Origin of the sequence: Palleronia aestuarii (assembly GCF_003253995.1) — a bacterium.
Classification (GTDB): Bacteria; Pseudomonadota; Alphaproteobacteria; order Rhodobacterales; family Rhodobacteraceae; genus Palleronia; species Palleronia aestuarii.
Genome location: NZ_QKZL01000003.1, coordinates 233,879 through 255,867, shown reverse-complemented (window position 1 = coordinate 255,867; position 21,989 = coordinate 233,879). Strand labels below are relative to the sequence as shown.

The window sequence follows — 21,989 nt, the reverse complement described above, 5'->3', positions numbered from 1 at the left end:
CCAGCCCGGCGGGTCGGTTCAAGTCCCGGGAACCGCGTTCCGCGGTTCCGGTGCGAAACCGAGGGGGCCGCGGCCCGGCGGGGTGACGGTCACCCACGGGTCGGACGCGGCAGGCGACAGCGGAAGGCGGGGCACCGGTGCGGTACGCTCGACGGCCACGGGCCAGCCATGCGGGCAGCCGCCAAACGCCGTGCGCCACGGACCCGACCGGGCATCGCGGACCCCGGTGCAGAGCGTGCCGTCGCTCATGCGCGCGGTGACCGTATCGCGGTAGAGTGTGACCGCGACCGGCGACACGTCCCCCGATGGCGGGACGGTCGAAAGGTCTGGCGCGGCGCCGCAGGCACCAAGCGCGAGGCAGATCAGGATCGCACGCATCACAAAGGCCATATCAGCGGAATGAAGAGGCTCGCGGAAATGCCGAGCATCAGGTTCATCGGTATGCCGACCTTCATGTAGTCGGTAAAGCGATATCCGCCTGGCCCATAGACCATCATGTTCGTCTGGTAGCCGATCGGCGTGGAGAACGCGGCCGATGCCGCGAACATCACAGCGACAACGAGGCCGCGGGGATCGAGACCGAGCGATGCGCCCAGTTCGATGGCGATCGGGGTCAGGATCACCCCCACCGCATTGTTCGACACCATTTCCGTGAGCGTCGTCGCGATGAGGTAGACGGCGAAGAGGAGAAGCACCGGCGGCGCATCGGCCAGGAGGGGCGAGAGCCATCCCACGAGCAGGGCGATCGCGCCCGATTCCTGCAAACCGACCCCCACGGCGAGCATCGCGAAGATCAGCGCGAGGAGCCGTCCCTCGATGAACGAGAACGCCTCGTCGGCATCGATGCAGCGCAGGAACAGGATCACCGCCACCGCAACCATCGCCAGGCCCAGGATCGGCGCCACGCCCAGCGCGGCCAGCACGACGACGGCGGCGAGGGAGCCGATGGCGACCGGGGCGAGGTTGCGTCGGTAGGCCTGCGCGGTCGGACGCGCGATGTCGAGAAGCTCCATGTCCTGCGCGAGCCGCCGGATATCCGCACTCGCCCCCTCCAGAAGCAGCGTGTCGCCAACGCGGACGACGACCTCGTCGAGCTGGCGGCCGATATTCTCGTTGCGGCGATGGACCGCCAGGGGATAGACGCCGTAGCGCCGCCGCAGACGCATCGCGCCGAGCGACCGCCCGATCATCCGGCAGCCCGGGGAGATCAGGACCTCGACCGTCTCCGTTTCGACGGAGGAGAGCTTGTCGACGCCGCGCAATTCCTGCTGCAGGCTCAGGAGTTCCGCCATCTCCGTGCGCAACACGACGCGGTCGCCCTCGGCAAGCTCGACCGATCCGAGGTCGCGGCGGAGCGAGGCGTCGCCGCGCAGCACGTCGATCAGACGTACGCCCTCGCGCTTGAAGAGCTCGACGCCCAGCACGGGCCGTCCCGCAAAGCTCGATCCTTCCGGAATCGCGACCTCGGTGAAGTATTTCATCTTGCTGCGATCGCTCAGCATGACACCCAGGGATTGCCGCTTCGGCAGCAGGTGGCGGCCGACCAGGGTCATGTAAAGACCGCCCAGCGCGACCTGGATGATCCCGAGCGGCGCGATTTCGAAGATCGAGAAGGGCTCGAGCCCCTGGGACCGGGCCACGCCGTCGACGAGCAGGTTCGTGGAGGTCCCGATGAGCGTGATCGTCCCCCCGAGGATCGCCGCGTAGCTGAGCGGGATGAGGAGTTTCGAGGGGGCGACCCCGAGGCGTTTCGAAAGCTGGATGAAGACCGGGATCATCACCACCACGACGGGCGTGTTGTTCATGAACGCCGATCCGACCGCCACGGCGCAGAGCAGCAGGACGAGCGTCAGCCTCGGATTATGGGCCGCCCGCGCATCGGCAACGCCCGTCAGCCATTGCAGTGCCCCGGTACGCACGAGCCCCCCCATGATGAGGAACATCGCCGTGATCGTCCAGGGCGCGGGGTTCGACATGACGTCGAGCGCCGCGTCGTAGGGCAGAAGGCCCAGCGCGAACATGAGTGCAGCCCCACCGATCGCCACGACTTCGGTGGGATAGACCTCGCGTGCGAAGAGGACGAACATGCCGATCACTATGCCGAAGGCGAGAATTGCCTGGAGCGTCGGATCGAGGATCATGGGCAGCATTGCGGCGATCCCTTCGGAAACGGGCGCGGCGAGGGCCGCGAGACGGCGGGGGATGCGGGCATCCGGGTGGCTATTGTACGGCAGACGGGCCGGACGTCTCCAGCTTTCCACCCTGCCGTACCGGAACCGCACGGATCGCCCGACCGCTCGCATCGTCGGTCTCGACGTAAAGACCGCAAAGGGTGGCGGCCCCGCGCGCCGGCTCGAACCGGGATTTCGGCATGCCGGTCACGAAGCGGCGCAGCGGCTCCTCCTTCTGCATGCCGATGACGCTGTCGTAATCGCCACACATGCCCGCATCGGTGAGATAGGCGGTTCCGCCGGGCAGCACGGTCGCGTCCGCCGTCGGAACATGGGTATGGGTTCCCACGACCACGCTCGCCCGCCCGTCGCAATAATGGCCCACAGCCATCTTCTCCGACGTCGCCTCGCAATGGATGTCGACAAGCGCCGCCTGCACCGCACCGCCCCGCGGCGCGGCGCGCAGCACCGGATCGAGTGCCGAGAACGGATCGTCGTAGGGCCGCTTCATGAAGACCTGGCCCAGAACCTGGGTCACAAGCACGCGCTTCCCGCCGGGCGCCGCATAGACTCGAGCGCCCTTGCCCGGCGCCGATTTCGAAAAATTCAGCGGCCGGATCACGCGGGGCTCCGTTTCCACGAAACGAAGCATGTCGCGCTGGTCGAAGGCATGATCGCCGAGTGTCAGAACGTCCGCCCCGGCATCGAGAAGCCCCTTCGCGTGATCGGGCGACAATCCCGCGCCGTTCGTCGCGTTCTCGGCATTCACGACGACGAAATCGAGCGACCACGCCTCCCGCAATGCCGGCAGGCGGTCGACGATGCCCGTTCGGCCGGAACGGCCCATGACGTCCCCGAGGAAAAGAAGTCTCATGCGATCGCCCTAAATCACGCTTGCGCGAAGGGCAATCGGCGCTGCGACGACCCCGCGCGGAATGCTCATGCGGGATCGATGATCGCGCGTTCCGTCACGATCAGGTCGAGCGGCTCGTCGGTCGGCTCGAGCGGCAGATCGCACGCCTCCTGCGCGGCGAAGGCGAACCCCACGGCGAGTACGTTTCGATTCCGGCGCAGAAGCGCGAGCGTCCGGTCGTAGAAACCACCGCCATAGCCGAGCCGTCCACCCCTCTGGTCGAAGGCCACGAGTGGCACGATGACGATCTCCGGGATCATCCAGTCGCCCGTCGCCGGCACGGGGGCGCCGAATGGACCCGAGGTCATCTCGACGCCCGAATGCCAGGATCGGAAGCGCAGAGGCTGCCCTGCCCCGACGACGACCGGGAGCCCCACTGTCGCGGAGCGCGCGGCCCGCGCCAAAGCCTCCGACGGGTCGATCTCGGTCCGCAGGGCGGCATAGCCCGCGACGGGCCGCCCCGGATAGCGATCGAGAACCTGCGAAAGAAGATCGGCCTCCCCGGGACCTGCGGCGGCCCGTGCGGCCGTGCGGCGGAGGAAAGCCGCTTTCCGCGCCTCGTCCTTCCGCGCCGCGAGGCTCATAGCAATACGATGCCGGCAAGTCCCAGGAAAGCGAAGAACCCGATCACGTCGGTCACGGTCGTGACGAAGGTCCCGGAGGCCAGTGCGGGATCGACGCCCACGCGGGCAAGGCCCAGCGGCACGAGAACGCCCGCGAGACCCGCGACGATGAGGTTGATGATCATCGCGAGCCCCAGCACCACCCCCAGCATCATCGTGCCGAACCAGATCCAGCCGATCACGCCCATGATAACGGCAAAAACCAGTCCGTTGAGAAGAGATGCCGTCACCTCGCGCCGCAAGACCCTGAGCGCGTTCGAACCGGTGAGGTCGCGGGTGGCGAGGCCACGGACGGCGACGGTCATAGATTGCGTGCCGGCATTGCCGCCCATCGAGGCCACGATCGGCATCAGCACGGCAAGCGCCACGATCGCAGAGAGCGTCGATTCGAATTGTGCGATGACGAGCGAGGCGAGGATCGCAGTACCGAGATTGACGAGGAGCCAGGGAAAGCGCTGCCGCGCGATCTGCATCGTGCGATCGGTGATGCTCTCGTCGCCAACACCTGCGAGGAGCAGAAGGTCCTCCTCGTTCTCCTCGGACAAGACCGACATCGCGTCGTCGATGGTGATGACGCCCACGAGACGACCATCCTCGTCCACGACCGGCGCGGAGATCAGGTGATACTGATTGAAGGCATAGGCCACGTCCTCCTCGTCCTGCGTCGCGGGGATCGTACGGAAGCTCGGCTCCTGCAGCTCCTTCAGCGGCGTCACGCGGTCGGCCGACATGACCTTGCCGAGCGTCACGTGCCCGACGGGCCGATGGCGCGGATCGACGAGCACGATGTGGTAGAACTGCTCCGGCAAATCGAGGCTCGCGCGCATGAAGTCGATCGCATTGCCGACCGTCCAGTGCTCGGGCGCGGTGACGACCTCGCGCTGCATGAGGCGCCCGGCGGATCCGTCCGGGAACGACATGGCACGCTCGACGGCCACGCGGTCGCCCATCTCGAGCGCTTCGAGGATCGCCTCCTGCTGCGGCTCGTCGAGATCCTCGAGGAGGTCCACGACATCGTCGGATTCGAGTGAGCGCACTGCCTCGGTCAGGACGCGCGGCGACAGCGCGGCGATCACGTCCTCGCGTACGGATTCGTCGAGTTCGGAAAGGATCTCGCCGTCGAAATCCTGGCCGTAGAGGTCGATCAGGCGGTGACGTGGCCCCTGATCCATCTGCTCGAGGAGGTCGGCGATGTCGGCGGGATGGAGCGGCGCCATCAGCGCCTTCAGCGCCGCGCCATCGTCCCCCTCGACCGCGTCCCGGATCGCCCGGACGGTCTCGCCATCGAGGGCGTAGGCGTCGTCCTCGATCTCCCGCTCCGGGAGGATGGCGGGCTCTTCCGGTTCAGCCATGAGGTCCTCCTGAGGGGCATATCGAGAGATCGCGCGGAGGTTATGCGATCCCGCCGGGGCCTGCCAGTAGCCCGGGTGATTTACCTGGCCGCGATGCTGGCCTAGAGCGTCAGAAACCTTGGGAGCCGGAATGAACCATCTTGTGACCGGGCAGGTCCTCCTCTTCGACGACGACCCTTTCACCGTCCCTCCGACCGAAGCCGCTCGGGTGCTTTCCGACGGTGCCGTCGCGATCGACGGGGATGGCCGCATTGCCGGGGTGGGCGAGCGAGGCAGGCTCGAGACCGAGTTCCCCGGCGCCGCGCGCTCGGCGATGGGCGACGCGCTGATATTGCCGGGCTTCGTCGACGCCCACATGCATTATCCGCAGACCGGTATCGTCGCGAGTTGGGGCAAGCGGCTGATCGACTGGCTGAACACCTATACCTTTCCGGCCGAGATGCAGCTCGCAGATCCCGCCCATGCGGCCGACCTCGCGAAGCGGACGCTCGATCTGGCGCTTGCACACGGCACGACCACGCTGGCGAGCTTCTGCACGATCCATCCTCAAAGCGTCGACGCCTTCTTCGCGGCGGCGGCGGAACGGTCCATGGCAGTAGTTGCCGGCAAAACCTGCATGGATCGCAATGCGCCTCCGGGCCTTCTCGATACCGCCCAGACCGCCTACGACGAGAGCAAGACCCTGCTCGCGCACTGGCACGGGACGGGTCGGGCCCGTTACGCGATCACGCCGCGCTTCTCGCCCACCTCCACGCCCGACCAGCTCTCGGCGCTCGGGGCACTCTGGTCGGAGCATCCCGATTGCCTGATGCAGACCCACCTGAGCGAACAGCTCGACGAGATCGCGTGGGTTCGGGACCTGTTTCCCGACGCGCGCGACTATCTCGACACCTACGAGAGCCACGGCCTTCTCGGCGGGAACGGGCTTTATGGCCACGCCATCCATCTCGAGCCGCGCGAACGCGACAGGCTGCGCGAGGTCGGTGCGGCACTCGTCCATTGTCCGACCTCGAACACCTTCATCGGGTCGGGGGTTTTCGACATGGGCCAAGCAAAGGCCGAGGGGCTTCGCGTCGGGCTTGCCACCGATACCGGCGGCGGCTCGTCCTTTTCGATGTTGCGCACCATGGCGGCCGCCTACGAGATCGCGCAACTCGCAGGCACCGCGCTCCATCCCGCGCAACTGCTCTGGCTCGCCACCGAAGGCTCCGCCCGGGCGCTGAAGATGGAGGCGGAGATCGGCACGCTCGAGATGGGGAGCGCGGCGGATCTCGTAGCGCTCGACCTGGCCTCCACACCCGCGATCGCACAGCGCGTCGCCCAAGCGGAGGATCCATGGGAGGCGATCTTCCCGACGATCATGATGGGCGACGACCGTGCCGTGGCGGGCGTCTGGGTAGCCGGTCGCCGCTCAGCAGGATCGTGCTAGGACGAGCACCCAGGCATCGCCGACCTGCGCGAGCCCATAATGCTCGACGCGAGCGAGTACCATGTTGCTGCGGTGCTTGGGTGAGCCCCACCACGCCGCCATGACGGAGTGGTGCGAAAAGGGCCCCTTGGCGACGTTCTCGGCGGCCCCGCAGTAAGGATAACCGCTCCGTCGGATGCGGGTCGCATGGGTCGATCCATCGGACCCCCGATGATCCATGAAGCCGTGACGCGCCATATCGGCCGCATGGCTCCGGGCCGCGCGATCGAGGCGGTGGTCCCGTGTCACGGGTGGCACATTCGCCGCCGCGCGGTAAGCGTTGAGGCCGCCTTCCACCGAAGCCGCGGATCGGTCCGGTGAAAGCACCGGAGACGTCGTTCCCTGACAGGCGACGAGCAAGAGCAAAGCGATGAAGACGAACGCGCGCATCTTCGACCTCCGTGATCCGGGTATCGCCCAGAACAGATCGAAAAGGTGAATAAACTCTTGCGATTGCTTCAAGGCGAGCTCGCGAGTGCCTTCATTCTGCCGATAGATCTTTTCGGATGGATTGGTCGTCGTCTGTGTCCATCGCGATGGATGCGATAAACTTCGGCAAGGGGCGATCGATCTTGCGAGCCCCATGGTCAGACGATGCGATCGCCTAGGCTCTCCGGCACAGGCGAGTTCAAGGTTAGAGCAACAGGCGATGGATGTCGGCGACAACGCTTGGGCCTGGCAGATGTAGCGGTCGGACATCCCCGTTTTGACCGGTACGCCAAGCGCGTCTGAAGAGATACCGGCTACATCGTTGCCCGCGTTACTGAGGCGGTCGTACCGCATGGCGACGAACTTTTTCGCGGGCTCCAACGAACAAATCCCGGCCCCGGAAACAATATCACTTTTGCGATCTGATCGTTTTTGTGAGTTTCGTTGAGACAATCAGGTCGGGAAAGGCCCGGACCCGTTTCGCGAATCGGCTGCGCTCGCGTCACGTCGCAAGAAGGGCGAGAGCCTGTTCGTGAAGGGCTCTGTTCGCGGCCGCGATCACACGACCGCCGTTGGACGCGTCTCCACCCTGCCAGTCCGTGACGATGCCACCCGCGGCGCGGACGACGGCCATCGGGCCCTGAATGTCATAGGTCTGCAATCCCGCCTCGACCACTAGGTCGATCTGACCGGCCGCGAGGAGCGCATAGGCATAGCAGTCGAGCCCGTATCGCGTCAGTTTCACGCGGGCCGCGAGGCGCCAGAATGCCGCGCTTTCTTCTTCGGTGCCGACTTCCGGATACGTCGTGAAAAGAATGGCCTCGGAAAGGTCGGACGTATCCCGCGTCTCGAGGGCAATGCGTCCTGCGGGGCCATCGAGCCAGGCGCCGTCAGGTCCTCCCACGAACCGCTCGCCGATATAGGGCTGGTCGACGATCCCGAGGATCGGGCCATCCTCGTCGGCCACGGCGAGCAGGATACCCCAGCTCGGCGCGCCGGACATGTAGGCCCGGGTCCCGTCGATCGGATCGAGGATCCAGGTCAGCCCGCTCGTACCTGAGACGGGCGGGAATTCTTCGCCCAGAACGGCATCGTCTGGCCGTTTGCGGGCCAAAAGCTCCCGCATGGCCCGTTCCGCGGCTCGATCCCCTTCGGTGACGGGATCGAAACCATCCGTCGTCTTGTTCGCCGTCATCAGTCCCGGCTTGCGGAAATATCGCAATGTCTCGGGTCTCGCGATGTCGACGGCCGCATGGGCCGTCTCCATCAGTTCCTGGATGAGGCCTGCATCGTGCGGCATGGAGGCGACCGATCTCTTTCACGGCCGTCCCGCCCCCTTGTGATCCGTGAGCTGGACCAGGGGCGGGAACGGCCGTTCCGTCAGGCGACGTCGCTCAGAACGCGCGCTAGTTCGAAGAGCCGGCGGCGCTGCGCCTCCGGGATCGCGTAATACGAGCGCACGAGTTCAAGCGCTTCGCGGTCGGCGAGCAGGTCCGTCTTCGGGCCGAGGCCTTCGGACATCGGCATGTCTGCCTCGGCCTGATCGATCCCCTCGAAGAAGAACGCCACCGGAACCTCGAGCGCATCTGCGATGTCCCAGAGACGGGAGGCACTGACGCGGTTCATGCCGGTTTCGTACTTCTGGATCTGTTGAAACTTGATGCCGACTTTTTCGGCAAGTTGTTGCTGGGTCATGCCGACCATCCATCTGCGATGGCGGACACGTTTGCCCACATGAACGTCTACCGGGTGCTTCATATCATCCCATCCCCTATCATCCTGGTTGAACCAAATCGCTCGCAAACAACCATTTGCGCAACCTGCCCAAATAGACAGGTCGCAAATTAACCCTGTATCACGCTGGGGATAGGTCGGGTTCCTATCGACGATCGCAAAGTACATTCCGGCAAGGTTGTATAGCACGAATTGGTTTCCACTAAAAGGAACATGCCATGCAGGCGCTTCAAGTTCATTCGCATACGCAGCAGCCACAAATGCGTGAAATTGATTGCCCTCCTCCAAAAACCGGGGAAATCCGCCTAAAGATTGCCGCATGCGGACTGAACTTCGCCGACCTTCTCTTGGCGCGTGGATCGTACCAGGAGCGGCCTGCCTTGCCCTTCACGCTCGGGTTGGAGGTCGCGGGCACGATCGATGCGGTGGGGTCGGATGACGTTGCGTTCGCTCCGGGAGATCGCGTCGCAGTCTATGCCGGTCAGGGCGGATTGGCGCATTTCGGTGTCTTCGACGCGGACCGCGCGATCCGGCTGCCCGACACGATGCCCTTCGACATCGCCGCGGGGTTCCAGATCGCCTACGGGACCGCGCATCTCGCTCTCGACCGCCGCGCTCGCCTCGCCCGGGGAGAGACGCTCGTGATCCTCGGGGCCGCCGGTGGCGTCGGGCTTGCCGCTGTAGAGATCGGCCGCCATCTCGGCGCCAGGGTCATCGCCGTGGCGCGCGGGCGCCAGAAGTTGTCCGTCGCGCAGGAGGCGGGCGCCCATTACGTGATCGACGCGGAGACGCCCGACCTGCGAGCCGCCCTCCTCGATCTCGGCGGCTGCGACGTCGTCTTCGATGCCGTGGGGGGCGAGGCGATGAAGCATGCCCTCCGCGCGTGCCGCCCTGAAGGTCGTGCGCTCGTCGTGGGGTTCGCGAGCGGCACGGTTCCGGAGGTGGCGCTCAACCATCTTCTCGTGAAGAACACGAGCCTGATCGGGATTTACTGGGGGGCCTATGCGCAGTTCGCCCCGGAGGTCTTGAAAGAAAGCCTGGCAACTCTCATGAAGTGGCATGCCGACGGGCATCTGCGGCCGCACATCTCCCAACATCTGCCCTTCGAGCGTGCCTCGGAGGGCCTTGCACTCCTTCGCGAACGCAAGGCCACCGGGAAAATCGTCATCACGATGGGATAGCTACGGCTCTCATTCGGCCGCTGCGACGCCCCGGATCGCGCTGCGCGGCCGGGACATCGTCCGGTAGTTCTGCCGCAGCAGATCAGTGAGGACCTGCGCGACTTCCCCCTTCACCATTCCCGATGCATAGAGGTTGATGTTCTGCGCCGCGAGATCGGGCAGTCCGGAGCCTGTGGGGACGCGCTCGATATAGGGCGGTTGCGTGCCGTCGAGCACGGCATAGACCCCGAGATCGGCGGCCACGGTCGCTTCGGCGGCGTGGTCGGAATCGGACTCGATGGCCATCTCCCAATCGATCCCCGCCGCATCGAGAGCGCGCTGCGCGCCCTTGCGAAAGATGCAGTTGGTGCAGAATGCAAGTCGCAAGGGCCGTTCGCGCCATGCCGTGCCGTTCGGTGCCCCGATCCAGACGAGCGGGATGGTCGCGAGCGTTTCGCCTCCGGGATCGAGCGTGTCTTCCGTCGTCAGGATGAAGTCGCATTGCCCGCGGGCGAGCATCTCCTTCAGGCCGCTCGTGTGCTGGGAGTGGAGCTTAACCCGCATCCTCGGAAAATCGGTCGCGAACTGGTGCAAGACGTTGGGGATCGCGGGATATATGACGTCATGCGGCACGCCGAGGACAATCTCCCCCTCGAAGGCCGTATCGGTCATCCGCGCCATGACCTCATCGTTGAGATCGAGCATCCGTCTTGCGTATGACAGCAGCTGCTCCCCGGTGGCCGTGAGGGAAACGCTGCGGGCCGATCGGTCGATGAGGCCGAGGCCGAGGCTTTCCTCGAGACGCTTTAGCTGCATCGAGACCGCCGATTGCGTCAGGTTGAGATAGCCCGAGGCACGCGTGACCCCACCCTTCTCCGCGACAGCAACGAACGAACGCAGGGCAGTCAGGTCGAGGTTCTTCGGCATATCAAATTTCCTGATGCGTCACGTCAATATCATTCGTTTTCGGTATAGCTCTCGCTTCCGTATAGATCAATGGAACTGATCAAACGTCCCCCTCCAATCACGGAGACAAAATCCACGAGCTATTCGATATCCGGTACATATCTACCCCGCATACCGGTCCACTTCAGCCTGCGTGCAACCTTCGCGCGCTGGAGCCAACTCCGTCGGGGACGGCAGGCGCTGGCATATCTAGGACCCGAACATCTTGCCGATATCGGGGTGACACGAGAGGACGCGCGCAGAGAGACGGCCAGACCTTTCTGGGACGATACCTCGAACCACCGGACCTGAACCTACGAATTGCCGCCGGAGTTCACGATCGCGCGATGCCAATGTATCTTGAAATATCGTGCTCTCCTGACAATATCGATGTGGAGGGTACGGGATCCATTCACCGCCCGGCATAACTAGGCATCTTGGAGGCGATCAATGGCTGACTATCAGACGATCCGGACTGGCGCAGGGACGCGCGCCGCCGAGATCGATCAGGGTCTACGGGCTCACATGAACAAGGTCTACGGAACGATGTCCGTCGGCATGGTCATCACGGGTCTTGCCGCTTGGTCCTTCGCCGGTCTAGCCACCACGGCCGATCCGTCGGGTGCCACCGCGCAGATCGCCAACGACACGTTCCTCACGCAGTTCGGGCAGGCCATCTATGCCTCGCCGCTGCGCTGGCTCATCATGTTCGCACCGCTGATCATGGTCTTTGCGTTCGGGGCGGTCATCAACCGCATCTCCGCGGCCGGTGCGCAGCTCTTCTTCTACACCTTCGCGGTGCTGATGGGCCTGTCGCTGAGCTCGATCTTCATCGTCTACACGGGTGTGTCGATCGCGCAGACGTTCCTCATCACGGCGATCGCCTTCGCGGGCCTGTCGCTTTGGGGCTACACGACCAAGAAGGATATCTCCGGCTGGGGCAGCTTCCTTATCATGGGCGTGATCGGCCTGATCGTCGCGTCGATCGTGAACATCTTCCTGGCCTCGCCCGCGATCATGTTCGCGATCTCGGCGCTCGGCGTGCTGATCTTCGCGGCCCTGACCGCCTATGACACACAGCGGATCAAGAACGACTACATCCAGCATGCGCATTCGATGGACCGTGAATGGCTCGCCAAGTCGGCGATCATGGGGGCGTTGAACCTCTATCTCGACTTCATCAACCTCTTCATGTTCCTCCTGAGCTTCATGGGGAACCGCGAATGATCCGCTGATCGGATCATCGGACGACGATGCCAGGCCCGCCGGTTTTCCGGCGGGCTTTTTTTTGTTTGGGCATGACCGCGAACTTCATTGGCAGCTTTTAGGGTCGCTTGGGATCGGCCAGTCTTGCATGACCCGCGCGCAGGCGCACTGGCGACAGGATCGAACCGCGTGCATTATTAAGAACGCAAGTCGGCGGGAGGATGCATTGGTGGCGGGACTCGAGGCATTGATCGGTTCGTGGCGTATGGATGCCTGGACCCGAACGTCCGTCGCGACCGGAGAGATCACAGACGCGTTGGGGCCCTCTCCGATCGGCTATATCGCATACCATCGCTGCGGGCGCGTGATGGCATCGGTGTTCCGTCGCGATCGTTTCCCGCCACGAGATCGGGCGTGGACGATGGAGGAGAAAGCGAGGCTCTTCGACGACATGCTCGCTTATGTCGCCTCGTACCGTATAGAGGGAAATCGGGTCATCCATGAGGTCGACGGGTCGTGGAACCCGACCTGGCGCGGGGCGCTCGACCGTCCGTTCACGCTCGAAGGAGATCGGCTGTTCATCAACGGAGCTCCTGGCGTCGATCCGACCACCGGAGAAGAGGTGGTCTACCGGATGGAATTCACAAAGGATCGAGCCGTTGGCGCATCATAAGTGTCCGTTCTAAAAATAATATTGCGGACCAAACGTTTCGTGGGCATTCCCACGCTCTTCCTGAACCTGTCGGCGGACACCTACGGAGAATGATGTAGGCGAAGGGTCGAAGAACGCGCGTACTGCCTGACCCGATCAGGTGATCCCGGATGCCTGCTGTACTAGGACCGGGAGCTGTCCGATCCGAGGTCGCGTGAACTGCACCGTCCGGACGGGATCAGGAGGGATCGCGCCAGCGATTGACGATCGGGTAGCGGCGATCGAGCCAGAAGCTCCGGCGCGTCAGGCGGGGACCCGGCGCCGATTGCATGCGCTTGTATTCGCTTGCATAGATCAGCGCCTCGACCTTCTTCACCATATCGCGATCGAAGCCCTTGGCGACGATCTCGGCCACCGACGCCTCGTTGTCGATCAGCTCTTCGAGAAGGACGTCGAGCACCTCGTAGGGCGGCAGACTTTCGTCGTCGCGCTGGTCGGCACGAAGTTCGGCGGTGGGCGGCTTGTCGATCACGCCCGGCGGGATCACCTCTCCGGATGGGCCGAGCATCCAGTCGCGATGGTTGGCGTTGCGCCAGCGGCAGGTCTCGAAGACGCGCGTCTTGTAAAGATCCTTGATCGGATTGTAGCCGCCCGCCATGTCGCCGTAGATCGTCGCGTAGCCGACCGCCACTTCGGACTTGTTGCCGGTGGTGAGCAGCATCTCTCCGAACTTGTTGGAGATCGCCATCAGGCTCAGGCCCCGCAGGCGGGACTGGATGTTCTCTTCGGTGAGATCCGGCTCGCGCCCTTCGAAGAGATGCGCCAGCGCCTCCGTCACCGCCTTTCGCGGCCCCTCGATCCCGACCTCGTCGAGACGGCAGCCGAGATTGCGTGCCACCGCCGCGGCGTCGTCGAGGGAGGCTTTCGACGTGTATTCGGACGGCAGCATCACGCAGCGGACGTTGTCGGGACCGAGTGCGTCGGCGGCGATCGTCGCGACGATGGCGGAATCGATTCCGCCCGAAAGACCGAGCAGCACCTTGCCGAACCCGGACTTCCCGCAATAGTCGCGCAGACCCACCACCATCGCGTGGTAATCCTGTTCCCAGGCATCGGGCAATTTTGACTTCTCGCCGTCCTTCGCCCGCCATCCCGCTTCGGTCCGCACCAGATCGACATGGGCAAGTGCGCTATCGAAGGCCGGCATCTGATGCGTGAGGACGCCGCCCGGATTGAGGACGAAGGAGGCGCCGTCGAAGACCTGATCGTCCTGTCCGCCCACCATGTTGAGATAGATCGAGGAGAGCCCCGTCTCGATCGTCCGCGCCACCATGAGCGAGAGCCGGGTGTCGAACTTGCCCCGATGATACGGCGAGCCGTTCGGGACGAGCAGGATCTCCGCCCCCGATTCCGCCATCGCCTCGGCAACGTCGCCGGTCCACGCATCCTCGCAGATCGGTGTGCCGATCCGGATGGGGCCGACGCGATAGGGCCCCGTGATCGGACCGGAATCGTAGATGCGGACCTCGTCGAAGACCTCCTTGTTGGGCAGGCGGTGCTTCAGGACCCGCGCCGCGACGCGCCCACCCTCGAGAATCCAGTAGGCGTTATAAAGCTTGCCCTCCACCGCATAGGGGCCGCCGATCCCGATAGCGGGGCCGTCCGCGCACTCGACGGCGAGCCGCTCGATCGTGTCCATCGCGGCCGCGGCGAAGGCAGGCTTCATCACCAGGTCCTGGATCTGGTAGCCGGTGATGAACATCTCGGTGAAGGCGATCATGCCGGCGCCGGCGGACCGCGCCTCCCCCCATGCCTCCCGGGCAAGTTTCGCATTTCCGTCGAGGTCGCCCACGACGGGATTGAGCTGCGCCAGCGTGAGGCGAAATTCGTCGGTCATTCCACGCCTTTCTTTGGCGACGGGCTTAGCAGAACTGCTCCGGATGGAAAGATACGGGCGGGCGAAAATCATTGCGGCGCGCGGACGCGACCCTTACTTTCGACGCCAACTCGCAACCCGGGCGGCGGACGAACCGACGCCATGCAAAGGGGGCATATCGTGCAGCAGACCCTGTTGGCCCTGGCCGTCGGCCTTCTTGCCGGAACGGCTTCGGCACAGTCTGGCGGCGATGTCGTCACCAAGCAATACGAGGACGGCGGTGTCTACGAGGGCACCTTCGCGAACGGACTGCAGGACGGCACCGGAACCTACCGACTTCCCAACGGCTACGAATATTCCGGCGAATGGGTCGAAGGCGAGATCCGCGGCCAGGGCGTGGCCCGTTTTCCCGACGGCTCCGTCTACGAGGGGACCTTCGCGCGGGGCAAGCCCGAGGGCGACGGCCGGATCACCTTCGCGGATGGATCGACCTACGAGGGCCAGTGGACGGACGGTCGGATCGACGGCCAGGGGGTCGCGACCTATGCCAACGGCACGCGCTACGAGGGGGGCTTCCGAAACGCCCGGCGCCACGGCTTCGGCCGGATGGAGGGCGAGGACGGCTACGTCTACGAGGGAACCTGGGTCGACGGCGCGAAAAGCGGACAGGCGCGGATCACCTATCCCGATGGAACGATCTACGACGGCGGCATCGTCGATGGTGCGCGCGAGGGGACAGGGCGGCTTGAGATGGCCGATGGCACGACCTACGACGGCGAATGGCAGGGCGGCGAGATCACCGGCACGGGAACGCTGACGCAGCCCAATGGCGACGTCTACGAGGGCACGCTCGTCGGCGGGGAACGCCAGGGCGAGGGGCGCGTCACCTACGCCAACGGTGATGTCTACGAGGGCCTCTTCGAGGCGGACGAGCGGGCCGGAACGGGGACGTTCACGCGGCCGGATGGATATGCCTATGCGGGCGAGTGGTCGGACGGGCGGATCGAGGGTGAGGGCCGCGTTACCTATTCCGACGGATCGGTCTACGAGGGCATGTTCCAAAGCGACCTGCCGGAGGGCACCGGGAAGATCACCTATCCCGACGGCAGCACCTACGAGGGCGAGTGGTCGGGCGGGATGATCGAGGGTACGGGCATCGCCACCTATCCGGACGGCGCCGTCTACGAAGGTACCTTCGTCGCCGCCCGCAACGAGGGCCAGGGCACGATGACCTATCCGGACGGCTACCGCTATACCGGCGGCTGGGTCGCGGGGAAGCGGCAGGGCACGGGCACCGCGACCTATGCCGACGGTACCGTCTACGAGGGAGAGTTCGCCGATGGCCTGCGCAACGGTACCGGAACGATCACCTATCCGGACGGATCGAGCTACGCGGGGGAGTGGAGCGGGGGCGAGATCGACGGGTCCGGTATCGCGCGCTACGCCAATGGCGATGTCTACGAGGGGATGTTCGTCGATGGCGAACGCCAGGGTGAAGGGACGATCACCTATGCGGGCGGCCGTTCGGCCAGTGGTCGCTGGGAGGACGGCACGCTTGTGAGGGTCGAGGGCAATGCCCCTCCCGTCGAGGAGTCGGCGCCCGACCAGGATGCGGATACAGCCCCCGGGCCTGCCGCGACCGAGGACGACGAGACCGGGGCGCAGGAAGCGGTCGACGGCTGACCCTTTACCGTTGCGCCCGGCACCCCCAAATGGAGGGGAAAGGAGACCGCGCGCCATGCACCATTCCGTCCTCGACCTCGCCCCCGTTCCTGAAAACTCGGATGCCGGGCAGGCGATCGCCAATTCCGTCGACCTCGCCCGCCATGCCGAAGGCTGGGGCTATCACCGCTACTGGCTCGCGGAACATCACAACATGCCCGGCATCGCGAGCGCCGCGACGAGCGTCCTGATCGGCCACATCGCGTCGGCCACGCGCACGATCCGCGTCGGTGCCGGCGGCATCATGCTGCCCAATCACGCCCCCCTCGCGATCGCGGAGCAGTTCGGCACGCTCGCCACGATCCATCCGGGCCGCATCGATCTCGGCCTCGGCCGTGCGCCGGGTGGAGACATGGCCGTCATGCGGGCTTTGCGGCGGCCCGGAAGCGACGATTTCCCGTCCGACGTGATGCAGCTGCAAAGCTATCTCGGCGCGCCCGACCCCGCTGCCGCCGTCCATGCGCATCCGGGTGAGGGCACGCACGTGCCCCTCTGGATCCTTGGCTCCTCCCTTTACGGGGCGCAACTGGCCGCGCATCTCGGCCTGCCTTACGCATTCGCCTCGCATTTCGCGCCGGACGCGCTGGAAGAGGCGCGCGACATCTACCGCGCCCGGTTCCGCCCCTCCGCGCAGCTCGACCGGCCGCATTTCATGCTGGCCGTCAACGTCTTCGCGGCGGATACGGAAGCGGATGCGCGGTACCTGCGCACCTCCATGCAGCAGGCTTTCGCCCGTTTGCGGACCGGTATGCCGGGCAAGCTTCCGACCCCGGTCGATGATATCGACGCGGAAATCGGCGAGCCGATCCGCCGCAATGTCGACCATGCGCTCAGGATCAGTGCCGTGGGTGACCGCGGCCAAGTGCGTGACGCGCTGCGCCGCCTCATCGCGACCCACCGGCCCGACGAGCTGATCCTCACGGGACAGATCCACGACCATGCCGCGCGGCTCCGCTCCTTCGAGATCGCCGCGGATGTGCTCGGCGAGATGGAAAGCGCCGAAGCCGCCTGAGCGCCACGGCGTCCCGGCCACCGCGCCGGGACCTCCGCCGTCAGACCAGAGCGCCCTGCGCCATGCGGTTGAGGAACGTCTCCGCTTCCGACAGGACCGCCTCGCGCTTTTCCTCGTCCATGCGGTCGAAGGTGGCGTACATCTGCGCCATGCGCGGATTGCGCTCGAACCGCTCGCGGTGGCGGTCGAGGAAGGCCCAGTAGAGCAGGTTGAACGGACAGGCCCCCTCGCCCACCTTCGTCTTCACGTCGTAGGCGCATCCCTTGCAGTAATCCGACATCTTGGCGATGTAGTTGCCGGACGAGACATAGGGTTTCGACGCCATGAGCCCACCATCGGCGAACTGGCTCATGCCGATCACGTTGGCGCTCATCACCCATTCATAGGCGTCGGCATAGACCGACATGTACCAATGCTGGACCTGCTGCGGCTCGATCCCCGCGAGGAGGGCGAAATTGCCCGTCACCATCAACCGCTGTATATGGTGGGCATAGGCGTTCTCGCGTGTCTGGGCCACCGTGCGGGAGATGCAACGCATCTTCGTCTCCGCCCCCCAGTAGAAATCCGGGAGCGAACGGCCGTGGCCAAGCTCGTTGCGTTGTGCGTAGTCCGGACCTTGCAGGAAATAGATGCCGCGGATGAATTCGCGCCAGCCGATGATCTGGCGGATGAAGCCCTCGACCGCGTTGATGGGCGCGTCCCCTGACCGGTAGGCCTCTTCCGCCGCGCGGCAGACCTCGAGCGGTTCGAGGAGACCCGCATTGAGATAGAGCCCGATGATGCCGTGGTATAGGAACGCCTCCTCGTCGAGCATCGCGTCCTGATAATCTCCGAAGAGCGGCAGCGCCTCCTTCACGAAACGCGTCAGGGCCCGGCGCGCCTCACCCTGGTCGGTGGCAAACCAGAAGGGACGCAGGTCGCCGAAATTGTCACCGAACCGCGCCTCCACTAGGTCGAGCACATCCTCGGTGATCTCGTCCGGCGTGAACTGCATGGGCCCGCCATAGGCGATCTCCCCCGGATTGGCCTTCCTATTGTCGTGGTCGAAATTCCACTGCCCGCCCGCAGGATCGTCTCCGTCCATCAAGAGCCCGGTCTTCTTCCGCATCTCGCGGTAGAACCATTCCATGCGAAGCTCCGACCGCCCCTCGGCCCATGTCTCGAACTCTGATCGCTTCGCCACGAAGCGGGTATCGGGGCGCTGCGTCAACCTGAGCGGGCAATCGTCGAGCGCCTCGATAAGCCGCCATTCGCCGGGCTGGGTCACGATCACCTCGTCCGTTCCGTACGCTTCCGCCGCGCGGAGCAACTCGCCGGTGATTGAGCCGGAATTTTCGGAATCGTCGAGCGTGACATAGCGCACCTCGACCCCCTCCTCCCGAAGGCCGGCCGCGAACTTGCGCATGGCGGCAAAGAGGAAGGCGATTTTCTTCGGATGATGCGGGACGTAGGACGCCTCCTCCATCACTTCCGCCATGAGAACGACGTCACCCGCCCCGAGATCCTCGAGCGCCGAGAGGTTGCGTGTGAGCTGGTCGCCCAAGACGAGGATCAGCCGGCTCACCAGACGATCTCCGTCCCGGCGTAGTCGTAGAACCCTCCGGATTGCGAAGTTTCGAGACCCACGATTACGTCGAGGAGGTTCTCCGCCGCCGTTTCGGGCGAGACCTTGTCGTGACCGGGATAATCTTCTGTGAAGGTCGTCGCCACGGTGCCCGGATGGAGGCAGACGAGGATCGCGTCCTTCTTCGACCGGCGAAGTTCGACCGCCGCGCCATGCATCAGGGCGTTGAGCGCGGCCTTCGACGTGCGGTAGGAATACCACCCGCCCATACGGTTGTCGCCGATCGACCCCACCCGCGCCGAGAGCACCGCGAAGACCGAGCGACCGTCGCGCGGCAGGAGCCTGCGCGCGTGTTTCAGGACCAGGGCCGGCCCGATGGCGTTCAGCGCGAACTGCCCCGACAGCTCTTCCGCACCGAGATCGCCCAGCGACTTTTCCGGCGCCTCCCGCGTGGAGGTAAGCGCGCCCGTGGCGACGAAGATCAGGTCGAAGGGGCCATCGAGCGCGCCGAGCGATTGCTCCACCGACGCCTCGTCGGTCACGTCGAGCCCATCCCCGCTGCGGGAAAGTCCGGTGACCTGCGTATCACGGCTTTCGAGCTCCCCAACCAACGCCCGACCGATGCCACCCGACGCGCCGATCACCAATGCCCGTTCCATCCGCTATTCCTCGTAGATCATCTTCACGCTCATGCCGCCATCGACCACCAGCGTCTGCCCGGTGACGAAGCCCGCGCCGGAAAGATAGAGGACGGCCTCCGCGATGTCCTGCGGCCGACCGGCGCGGCCGACGGGATGCTGCGCGTGATCGACGGGGCGAAGTTCGTCCCATCCTTCGGTCACGATCCAGCCCGGTGCGATCGCGTTCACGCGGATATCGGGGCCGAGGGAGATCGCGAGGGAATGGGTGAGCGCCGTGAGCCCGCCCTTCGAGGCGGCATAGGCTTCGGTCCGGGGCTCGCTCATGAAGGCGCGCGTGGACGAGACCAGAACGAGGCTCCCGTTCCGCTCGCGCAGGAGCGGCGCCCCGTACTTGGCCATGAGAAAGGCGCCGGTCAGGTTCGTCCCGATCCAGGCGTTCCAGTCCGCGAGGGCCAGTTCCTCGACGGGCCCGTTCGACGGCCCGGCAAGACCCGCATTGCTGACGAGAAGATCGAGGCCATCGAGCGATTCCATCGCGTCCCGCACCGACGCTTCGTCGGAAACGTCGGCCTCACATGTCAAAAGCCCGTCCCGCTTCCCGAAAGCGCGGAGCGCGTCGCCATCACGGTCGAGCGCCATCACGCGCCAGCCCTGTTCCAAAAGGTGCTCGACGATCCCTCGCCCGATCCCCTTCGCTCCCCCGGTGACGAGGGCCTGTCTCACTGTGTTGTCCATTTCCGGCGATCTAGGGGGAGGATGAAAACGGTCAAACTTGGGGTTTTCTTCACGAGGATCGTCTGTATCATACGCACCATGTCACTCGGGACTCGCATCACGGCCCTGCGCCGCCGGCTTCTCCTTACGCGCCTCTGAGCGTGCCATTCGGCGCGACCGCTCAGGGGTGGAAGAAGCGCCGGATCAGCGAGACACCAACGAGAAAGACAATCCCATGACGACCGACATCGACGCCGACCGCGTCCTGATCTTCGACACCACCCTGCGCGACGGCGAGCAGAGCCCCGGCGCGACCATGTCGCATGCCGAGAAGCTCGAGATCGCGGAGATGCTCGACGAGATGGGCGTCGACATCATCGAGGCGGGCTTCCCCATCGCGTCCGAAGGCGATTTCACCGCCGTCCGCGCCATCGCGGAACGTGCGAAGGACGCCACGATCTGCGGCCTCGCCCGTGCGAACATTACGGATATCGACCGCGCCTGGGAGGCCGTCGCGCCCGCGCGTTCGCCCCGGATCCACACCTTCATCGGCACCTCGCCGCTCCACCGCGCCATTCCCAACCTCGACATGGACCAGATGGCGGAGCGCATTCACGAGACCGTCACCCATGCGCGTAATCTCTGCGACAACATCCAGTGGTCGCCGATGGACGCAACGCGGACGGAATGGGATTTCCTCAAGCGCACCGTCGAGATCGCGATCAAGGCAGGGGCGACGACGATCAACATTCCCGACACCGTCGGCTATACCGCGCCCGTGGAATCCGCGGAGCTGATCCGCCGCCTGATCGCGGAGGTCGATGGCGGCGAGGACGTGATCTTCGCCACGCATTGCCACAACGATCTCGGCATGGCGACGGCCAACTCGCTGGCCGCCGTCGCGGGCGGCGCGCGGCAGATCGAATGCACCATCAACGGCCTCGGCGAGCGGGCAGGTAATACCGCCCTCGAGGAGGTGGTGATGGCGCTCAGGGTGCGTCGCGACATCATGCCGTGGAGCACGCGGATCGACACGACGAAGATCATGAACATTTCCCGCCGCGTCGCCGCGGTCTCGGGGTTCCCGGTGCAGTTCAACAAGGCCATCGTCGGCAAGAACGCCTTCGCGCACGAATCCGGCATCCACCAGGACGGGATGCTGAAGAACGCGGAAACGTTCGAGATCATGCGCCCGTCGGATGTCGGCCTGAAGGAAACCTCGCTCGTCATGGGCAAGCATTCCGGCCGCGCCGCGCTTCGCTCGAAGTTGAAGGAATTGGGCTACGAGGTGGGCGACAACCAGCTCAAGGACGTCTTCGTCCGCTTCAAGGCGCTCGCCGACCGCAAGAAGGAGGTCTACGACGAGGATCTCGAAGCCCTAATGCGCGAACAGGCGGGCGGCGAGGATACACTCTCGCTGAAGTTCCTGCGCGTCATCTGCGGGACCGAAGCGCCCCAATCGGCCGACATGACGCTGACCATCGACGGCGTCGATCATCAGGTTACCGCCCAGGGCGACGGACCCGTCGACGCTGTCTTCAAGGCGGTGAAGGAGCTCGTGACGCACGAGGCTCGGCTGCAACTTTACCAGGTCCATGCCGTAACGGAAGGTACCGATGCCCAGGCGACGGTGACCGTGAGGCTCGACGAGGCGGGCCGCATCGTCACGGGGCAATCTTCCGATACCGACACGGTCGTGGCCTCCGCCAAGGCATATATCGCGGCGCTGAACCGGCTTCTCGTGAAACGCGCGAGCTCGCCCGAAGGCAACGACACGAAGGTGGTGAGCTACCGCGACGCGGTCTGA

The 21,989-nt window shown here is 65.1% G+C and carries 21 protein-coding genes; 8 read left to right on the top strand and 13 right to left on the bottom strand.

What is annotated here, in order from left to right:
- Nucleotides 1-18: 18 nt before the first annotated feature.
- From LX81_RS05305 to mgtE, 5 genes are all read right to left on the bottom strand, one after another.
- Nucleotides 19-378, bottom strand: a complete 360-nt coding sequence (locus tag LX81_RS05305) for a hypothetical protein (protein WP_111536250.1) — start codon at nt 376-378, stop codon at nt 19-21.
- Complete coding sequence (locus LX81_RS05300) at nt 378-2,150, bottom strand: SLC13 family permease (protein ID WP_111536249.1); 1,773 nt, start codon at nt 2,148-2,150, stop codon at nt 378-380. Before LX81_RS05300 ends, LX81_RS05305 begins: the two co-directional genes overlap by 1 nt.
- A gap of 70 nt (nt 2,151-2,220) precedes the next feature.
- Entirely contained in the window at nt 2,221-3,045 is an 825-nt protein-coding gene (locus tag LX81_RS05295; protein WP_111536248.1) for a TIGR00282 family metallophosphoesterase, read from the bottom strand.
- Nucleotides 3,046-3,110: 65 nt separating this feature from the next.
- Nucleotides 3,111-3,668, bottom strand: coding sequence for a 5-formyltetrahydrofolate cyclo-ligase (locus tag LX81_RS05290; protein ID WP_111536247.1), 558 nt, complete (start codon nt 3,666-3,668; stop codon nt 3,111-3,113).
- Nucleotides 3,665-5,059, bottom strand: coding sequence for a magnesium transporter (gene mgtE, locus LX81_RS05285; protein ID WP_111536246.1), 1,395 nt, complete (start codon nt 5,057-5,059; stop codon nt 3,665-3,667). Before mgtE ends, LX81_RS05290 begins: the two co-directional genes overlap by 4 nt.
- Nucleotides 5,060-5,189: 130 nt before the next feature.
- On the opposite strand from mgtE, the gene guaD reads away from it, so the two are divergent.
- Entirely contained in the window at nt 5,190-6,488 is a 1,299-nt protein-coding gene (gene guaD / locus LX81_RS05280; protein WP_111536245.1) for a guanine deaminase, read from the top strand.
- On the opposite strand, the gene LX81_RS22705 is transcribed toward guaD, so the two are convergent.
- The 3 genes from LX81_RS22705 to LX81_RS05265 all read right to left on the bottom strand — a co-directional run bounded on the left by LX81_RS22705 (nt 6,471) and on the right by LX81_RS05265 (nt 8,714).
- The gene (locus LX81_RS22705) at nt 6,471-7,337 is read right to left on the bottom strand and encodes a CAP domain-containing protein (RefSeq protein WP_234822498.1); all 867 of its coding nucleotides are present in this window, start codon (nt 7,335-7,337) and stop codon (nt 6,471-6,473) included. The two genes, guaD and LX81_RS22705, sit on opposite strands and share 18 nt — an antisense overlap.
- A 121-nt stretch (nt 7,338-7,458) precedes the next feature.
- Complete coding sequence (locus tag LX81_RS05270) at nt 7,459-8,256, bottom strand: inositol monophosphatase family protein (protein WP_111536243.1); 798 nt, start codon at nt 8,254-8,256, stop codon at nt 7,459-7,461.
- An 80-nt stretch (nt 8,257-8,336) separates the two neighbouring features.
- Nucleotides 8,337-8,714: a helix-turn-helix domain-containing protein gene (locus LX81_RS05265; RefSeq protein WP_111536242.1), complete on the bottom strand. Its 378-nt coding sequence runs from the start codon at nt 8,712-8,714 to the stop codon at nt 8,337-8,339.
- Nucleotides 8,715-8,908: 194 nt separating this feature from the next.
- On the opposite strand from LX81_RS05265, the gene LX81_RS05260 reads away from it, so the two are divergent.
- Nucleotides 8,909-9,871: an NADPH:quinone oxidoreductase family protein gene (locus LX81_RS05260; protein WP_111536241.1), complete on the top strand. Its 963-nt coding sequence runs from the start codon at nt 8,909-8,911 to the stop codon at nt 9,869-9,871.
- A gap of 9 nt (nt 9,872-9,880) precedes the next feature.
- On the opposite strand, the gene LX81_RS05255 is transcribed toward LX81_RS05260, so the two are convergent.
- Entirely contained in the window at nt 9,881-10,777 is an 897-nt protein-coding gene (locus tag LX81_RS05255; RefSeq protein ID WP_111536240.1) for a LysR family transcriptional regulator, read from the bottom strand.
- 69 nt (nt 10,778-10,846) lie between these two features.
- Between LX81_RS05255 and LX81_RS23295 the strand changes: the two genes are divergently transcribed.
- The 3 genes from LX81_RS23295 to LX81_RS05240 all read left to right on the top strand — a co-directional run bounded on the left by LX81_RS23295 (nt 10,847) and on the right by LX81_RS05240 (nt 12,674).
- The gene (locus tag LX81_RS23295; RefSeq protein WP_111536239.1) at nt 10,847-11,107 is read left to right on the top strand and encodes a DUF1127 domain-containing protein; all 261 of its coding nucleotides are present in this window, start codon (nt 10,847-10,849) and stop codon (nt 11,105-11,107) included.
- 138 nt (nt 11,108-11,245) lie between these two features.
- Nucleotides 11,246-12,022, top strand: coding sequence for a Bax inhibitor-1/YccA family protein (locus tag LX81_RS05245; RefSeq protein ID WP_111536238.1), 777 nt, complete (start codon nt 11,246-11,248; stop codon nt 12,020-12,022).
- A 208-nt stretch (nt 12,023-12,230) separates the two neighbouring features.
- Nucleotides 12,231-12,674, top strand: a complete 444-nt coding sequence (locus LX81_RS05240; protein WP_111536237.1) for a lipocalin-like domain-containing protein — start codon at nt 12,231-12,233, stop codon at nt 12,672-12,674.
- Between the two features lie 217 nt (nt 12,675-12,891).
- Here LX81_RS05240 and LX81_RS05235 read toward each other — a convergent pair whose 3' ends face one another.
- Nucleotides 12,892-14,550 (bottom strand): NAD+ synthase, encoded by a 1,659-nt coding sequence (locus tag LX81_RS05235; RefSeq protein WP_111536236.1) that lies wholly within the window; start codon nt 14,548-14,550, stop codon nt 12,892-12,894.
- Between the two features lie 141 nt (nt 14,551-14,691).
- On the opposite strand from LX81_RS05235, the gene LX81_RS05230 reads away from it, so the two are divergent.
- Both LX81_RS05230 and LX81_RS05225 read left to right on the top strand, forming a co-directional pair.
- Nucleotides 14,692-16,212 (top strand): MORN repeat-containing protein, encoded by a 1,521-nt coding sequence (locus LX81_RS05230; protein ID WP_211322708.1) that lies wholly within the window; start codon nt 14,692-14,694, stop codon nt 16,210-16,212.
- A 55-nt stretch (nt 16,213-16,267) separates the two neighbouring features.
- Nucleotides 16,268-17,263 carry an LLM class flavin-dependent oxidoreductase gene (locus LX81_RS05225; protein WP_111536235.1) on the top strand — a complete coding sequence of 332 codons (996 nt, stop codon included), beginning with the start codon at nt 16,268-16,270 and terminating at the stop codon, nt 17,261-17,263.
- A gap of 40 nt (nt 17,264-17,303) precedes the next feature.
- On the opposite strand, the gene LX81_RS05220 is transcribed toward LX81_RS05225, so the two are convergent.
- From LX81_RS05220 to LX81_RS05210, 3 genes are read right to left on the bottom strand one after another with little or no spacing between them, the layout of a single operon-like run.
- Nucleotides 17,304-18,827, bottom strand: coding sequence for a cryptochrome/photolyase family protein (locus tag LX81_RS05220; RefSeq protein ID WP_111536234.1), 1,524 nt, complete (start codon nt 18,825-18,827; stop codon nt 17,304-17,306).
- Complete coding sequence (locus LX81_RS05215; protein WP_111536233.1) at nt 18,824-19,486, bottom strand: SDR family NAD(P)-dependent oxidoreductase; 663 nt, start codon at nt 19,484-19,486, stop codon at nt 18,824-18,826. Before LX81_RS05215 ends, LX81_RS05220 begins: the two co-directional genes overlap by 4 nt.
- 3 nt (nt 19,487-19,489) lie before the next feature.
- The gene (locus LX81_RS05210; RefSeq protein WP_234822497.1) at nt 19,490-20,191 is read right to left on the bottom strand and encodes an SDR family oxidoreductase; all 702 of its coding nucleotides are present in this window, start codon (nt 20,189-20,191) and stop codon (nt 19,490-19,492) included.
- 226 nt (nt 20,192-20,417) lie between these two features.
- Here LX81_RS05210 and LX81_RS05205 point away from each other — a divergent pair, with 226 nt between their 5' ends.
- Nucleotides 20,418-21,989 (top strand): 2-isopropylmalate synthase, encoded by a 1,572-nt coding sequence (locus LX81_RS05205; protein ID WP_111536231.1) that lies wholly within the window; start codon nt 20,418-20,420, stop codon nt 21,987-21,989.

What these genes read in the sequence shown, in the direction of transcription:
- LX81_RS05235 (WP_111536236.1), bottom strand. Translation starts at nt 14,550, where the DNA reads ATGACCGACGAATTTCGCCTCACGCTGGCGCAGCTCAATCCCGTCGTG.
- LX81_RS05295 (WP_111536248.1), bottom strand. Translation starts at nt 3,045, where the DNA reads ATGAGACTTCTTTTCCTCGGGGACGTCATGGGCCGTTCCGGCCGAACG.
- LX81_RS05205 (WP_111536231.1), top strand. Translation starts at nt 20,418, where the DNA reads ATGACGACCGACATCGACGCCGACCGCGTCCTGATCTTCGACACCACC.
- LX81_RS05260 (WP_111536241.1), top strand. Translation starts at nt 8,909, where the DNA reads ATGCAGGCGCTTCAAGTTCATTCGCATACGCAGCAGCCACAAATGCGT.
- LX81_RS05225 (WP_111536235.1), top strand. Translation starts at nt 16,268, where the DNA reads ATGCACCATTCCGTCCTCGACCTCGCCCCCGTTCCTGAAAACTCGGAT.
- LX81_RS05215 (WP_111536233.1), bottom strand. Translation starts at nt 19,486, where the DNA reads ATGGAACGGGCATTGGTGATCGGCGCGTCGGGTGGCATCGGTCGGGCG.
- LX81_RS05270 (WP_111536243.1), bottom strand. Translation starts at nt 8,256, where the DNA reads ATGCCGCACGATGCAGGCCTCATCCAGGAACTGATGGAGACGGCCCAT.
- mgtE (WP_111536246.1), bottom strand. Translation starts at nt 5,059, where the DNA reads ATGGCTGAACCGGAAGAGCCCGCCATCCTCCCGGAGCGGGAGATCGAG.
- LX81_RS05265 (WP_111536242.1), bottom strand. Translation starts at nt 8,714, where the DNA reads ATGAAGCACCCGGTAGACGTTCATGTGGGCAAACGTGTCCGCCATCGC.
- LX81_RS05245 (WP_111536238.1), top strand. Translation starts at nt 11,246, where the DNA reads ATGGCTGACTATCAGACGATCCGGACTGGCGCAGGGACGCGCGCCGCC.
- LX81_RS05230 (WP_211322708.1), top strand. Translation starts at nt 14,692, where the DNA reads ATGCAAAGGGGGCATATCGTGCAGCAGACCCTGTTGGCCCTGGCCGTC.
- LX81_RS05300 (WP_111536249.1), bottom strand. Translation starts at nt 2,150, where the DNA reads ATGCTGCCCATGATCCTCGATCCGACGCTCCAGGCAATTCTCGCCTTC.
- LX81_RS05255 (WP_111536240.1), bottom strand. Translation starts at nt 10,777, where the DNA reads ATGCCGAAGAACCTCGACCTGACTGCCCTGCGTTCGTTCGTTGCTGTC.
- LX81_RS05305 (WP_111536250.1), bottom strand. Translation starts at nt 378, where the DNA reads ATGCGTGCGATCCTGATCTGCCTCGCGCTTGGTGCCTGCGGCGCCGCG.
- guaD (WP_111536245.1), top strand. Translation starts at nt 5,190, where the DNA reads ATGAACCATCTTGTGACCGGGCAGGTCCTCCTCTTCGACGACGACCCT.
- LX81_RS23295 (WP_111536239.1), top strand. Translation starts at nt 10,847, where the DNA reads ATGGAACTGATCAAACGTCCCCCTCCAATCACGGAGACAAAATCCACG.
- LX81_RS05290 (WP_111536247.1), bottom strand. Translation starts at nt 3,668, where the DNA reads ATGAGCCTCGCGGCGCGGAAGGACGAGGCGCGGAAAGCGGCTTTCCTC.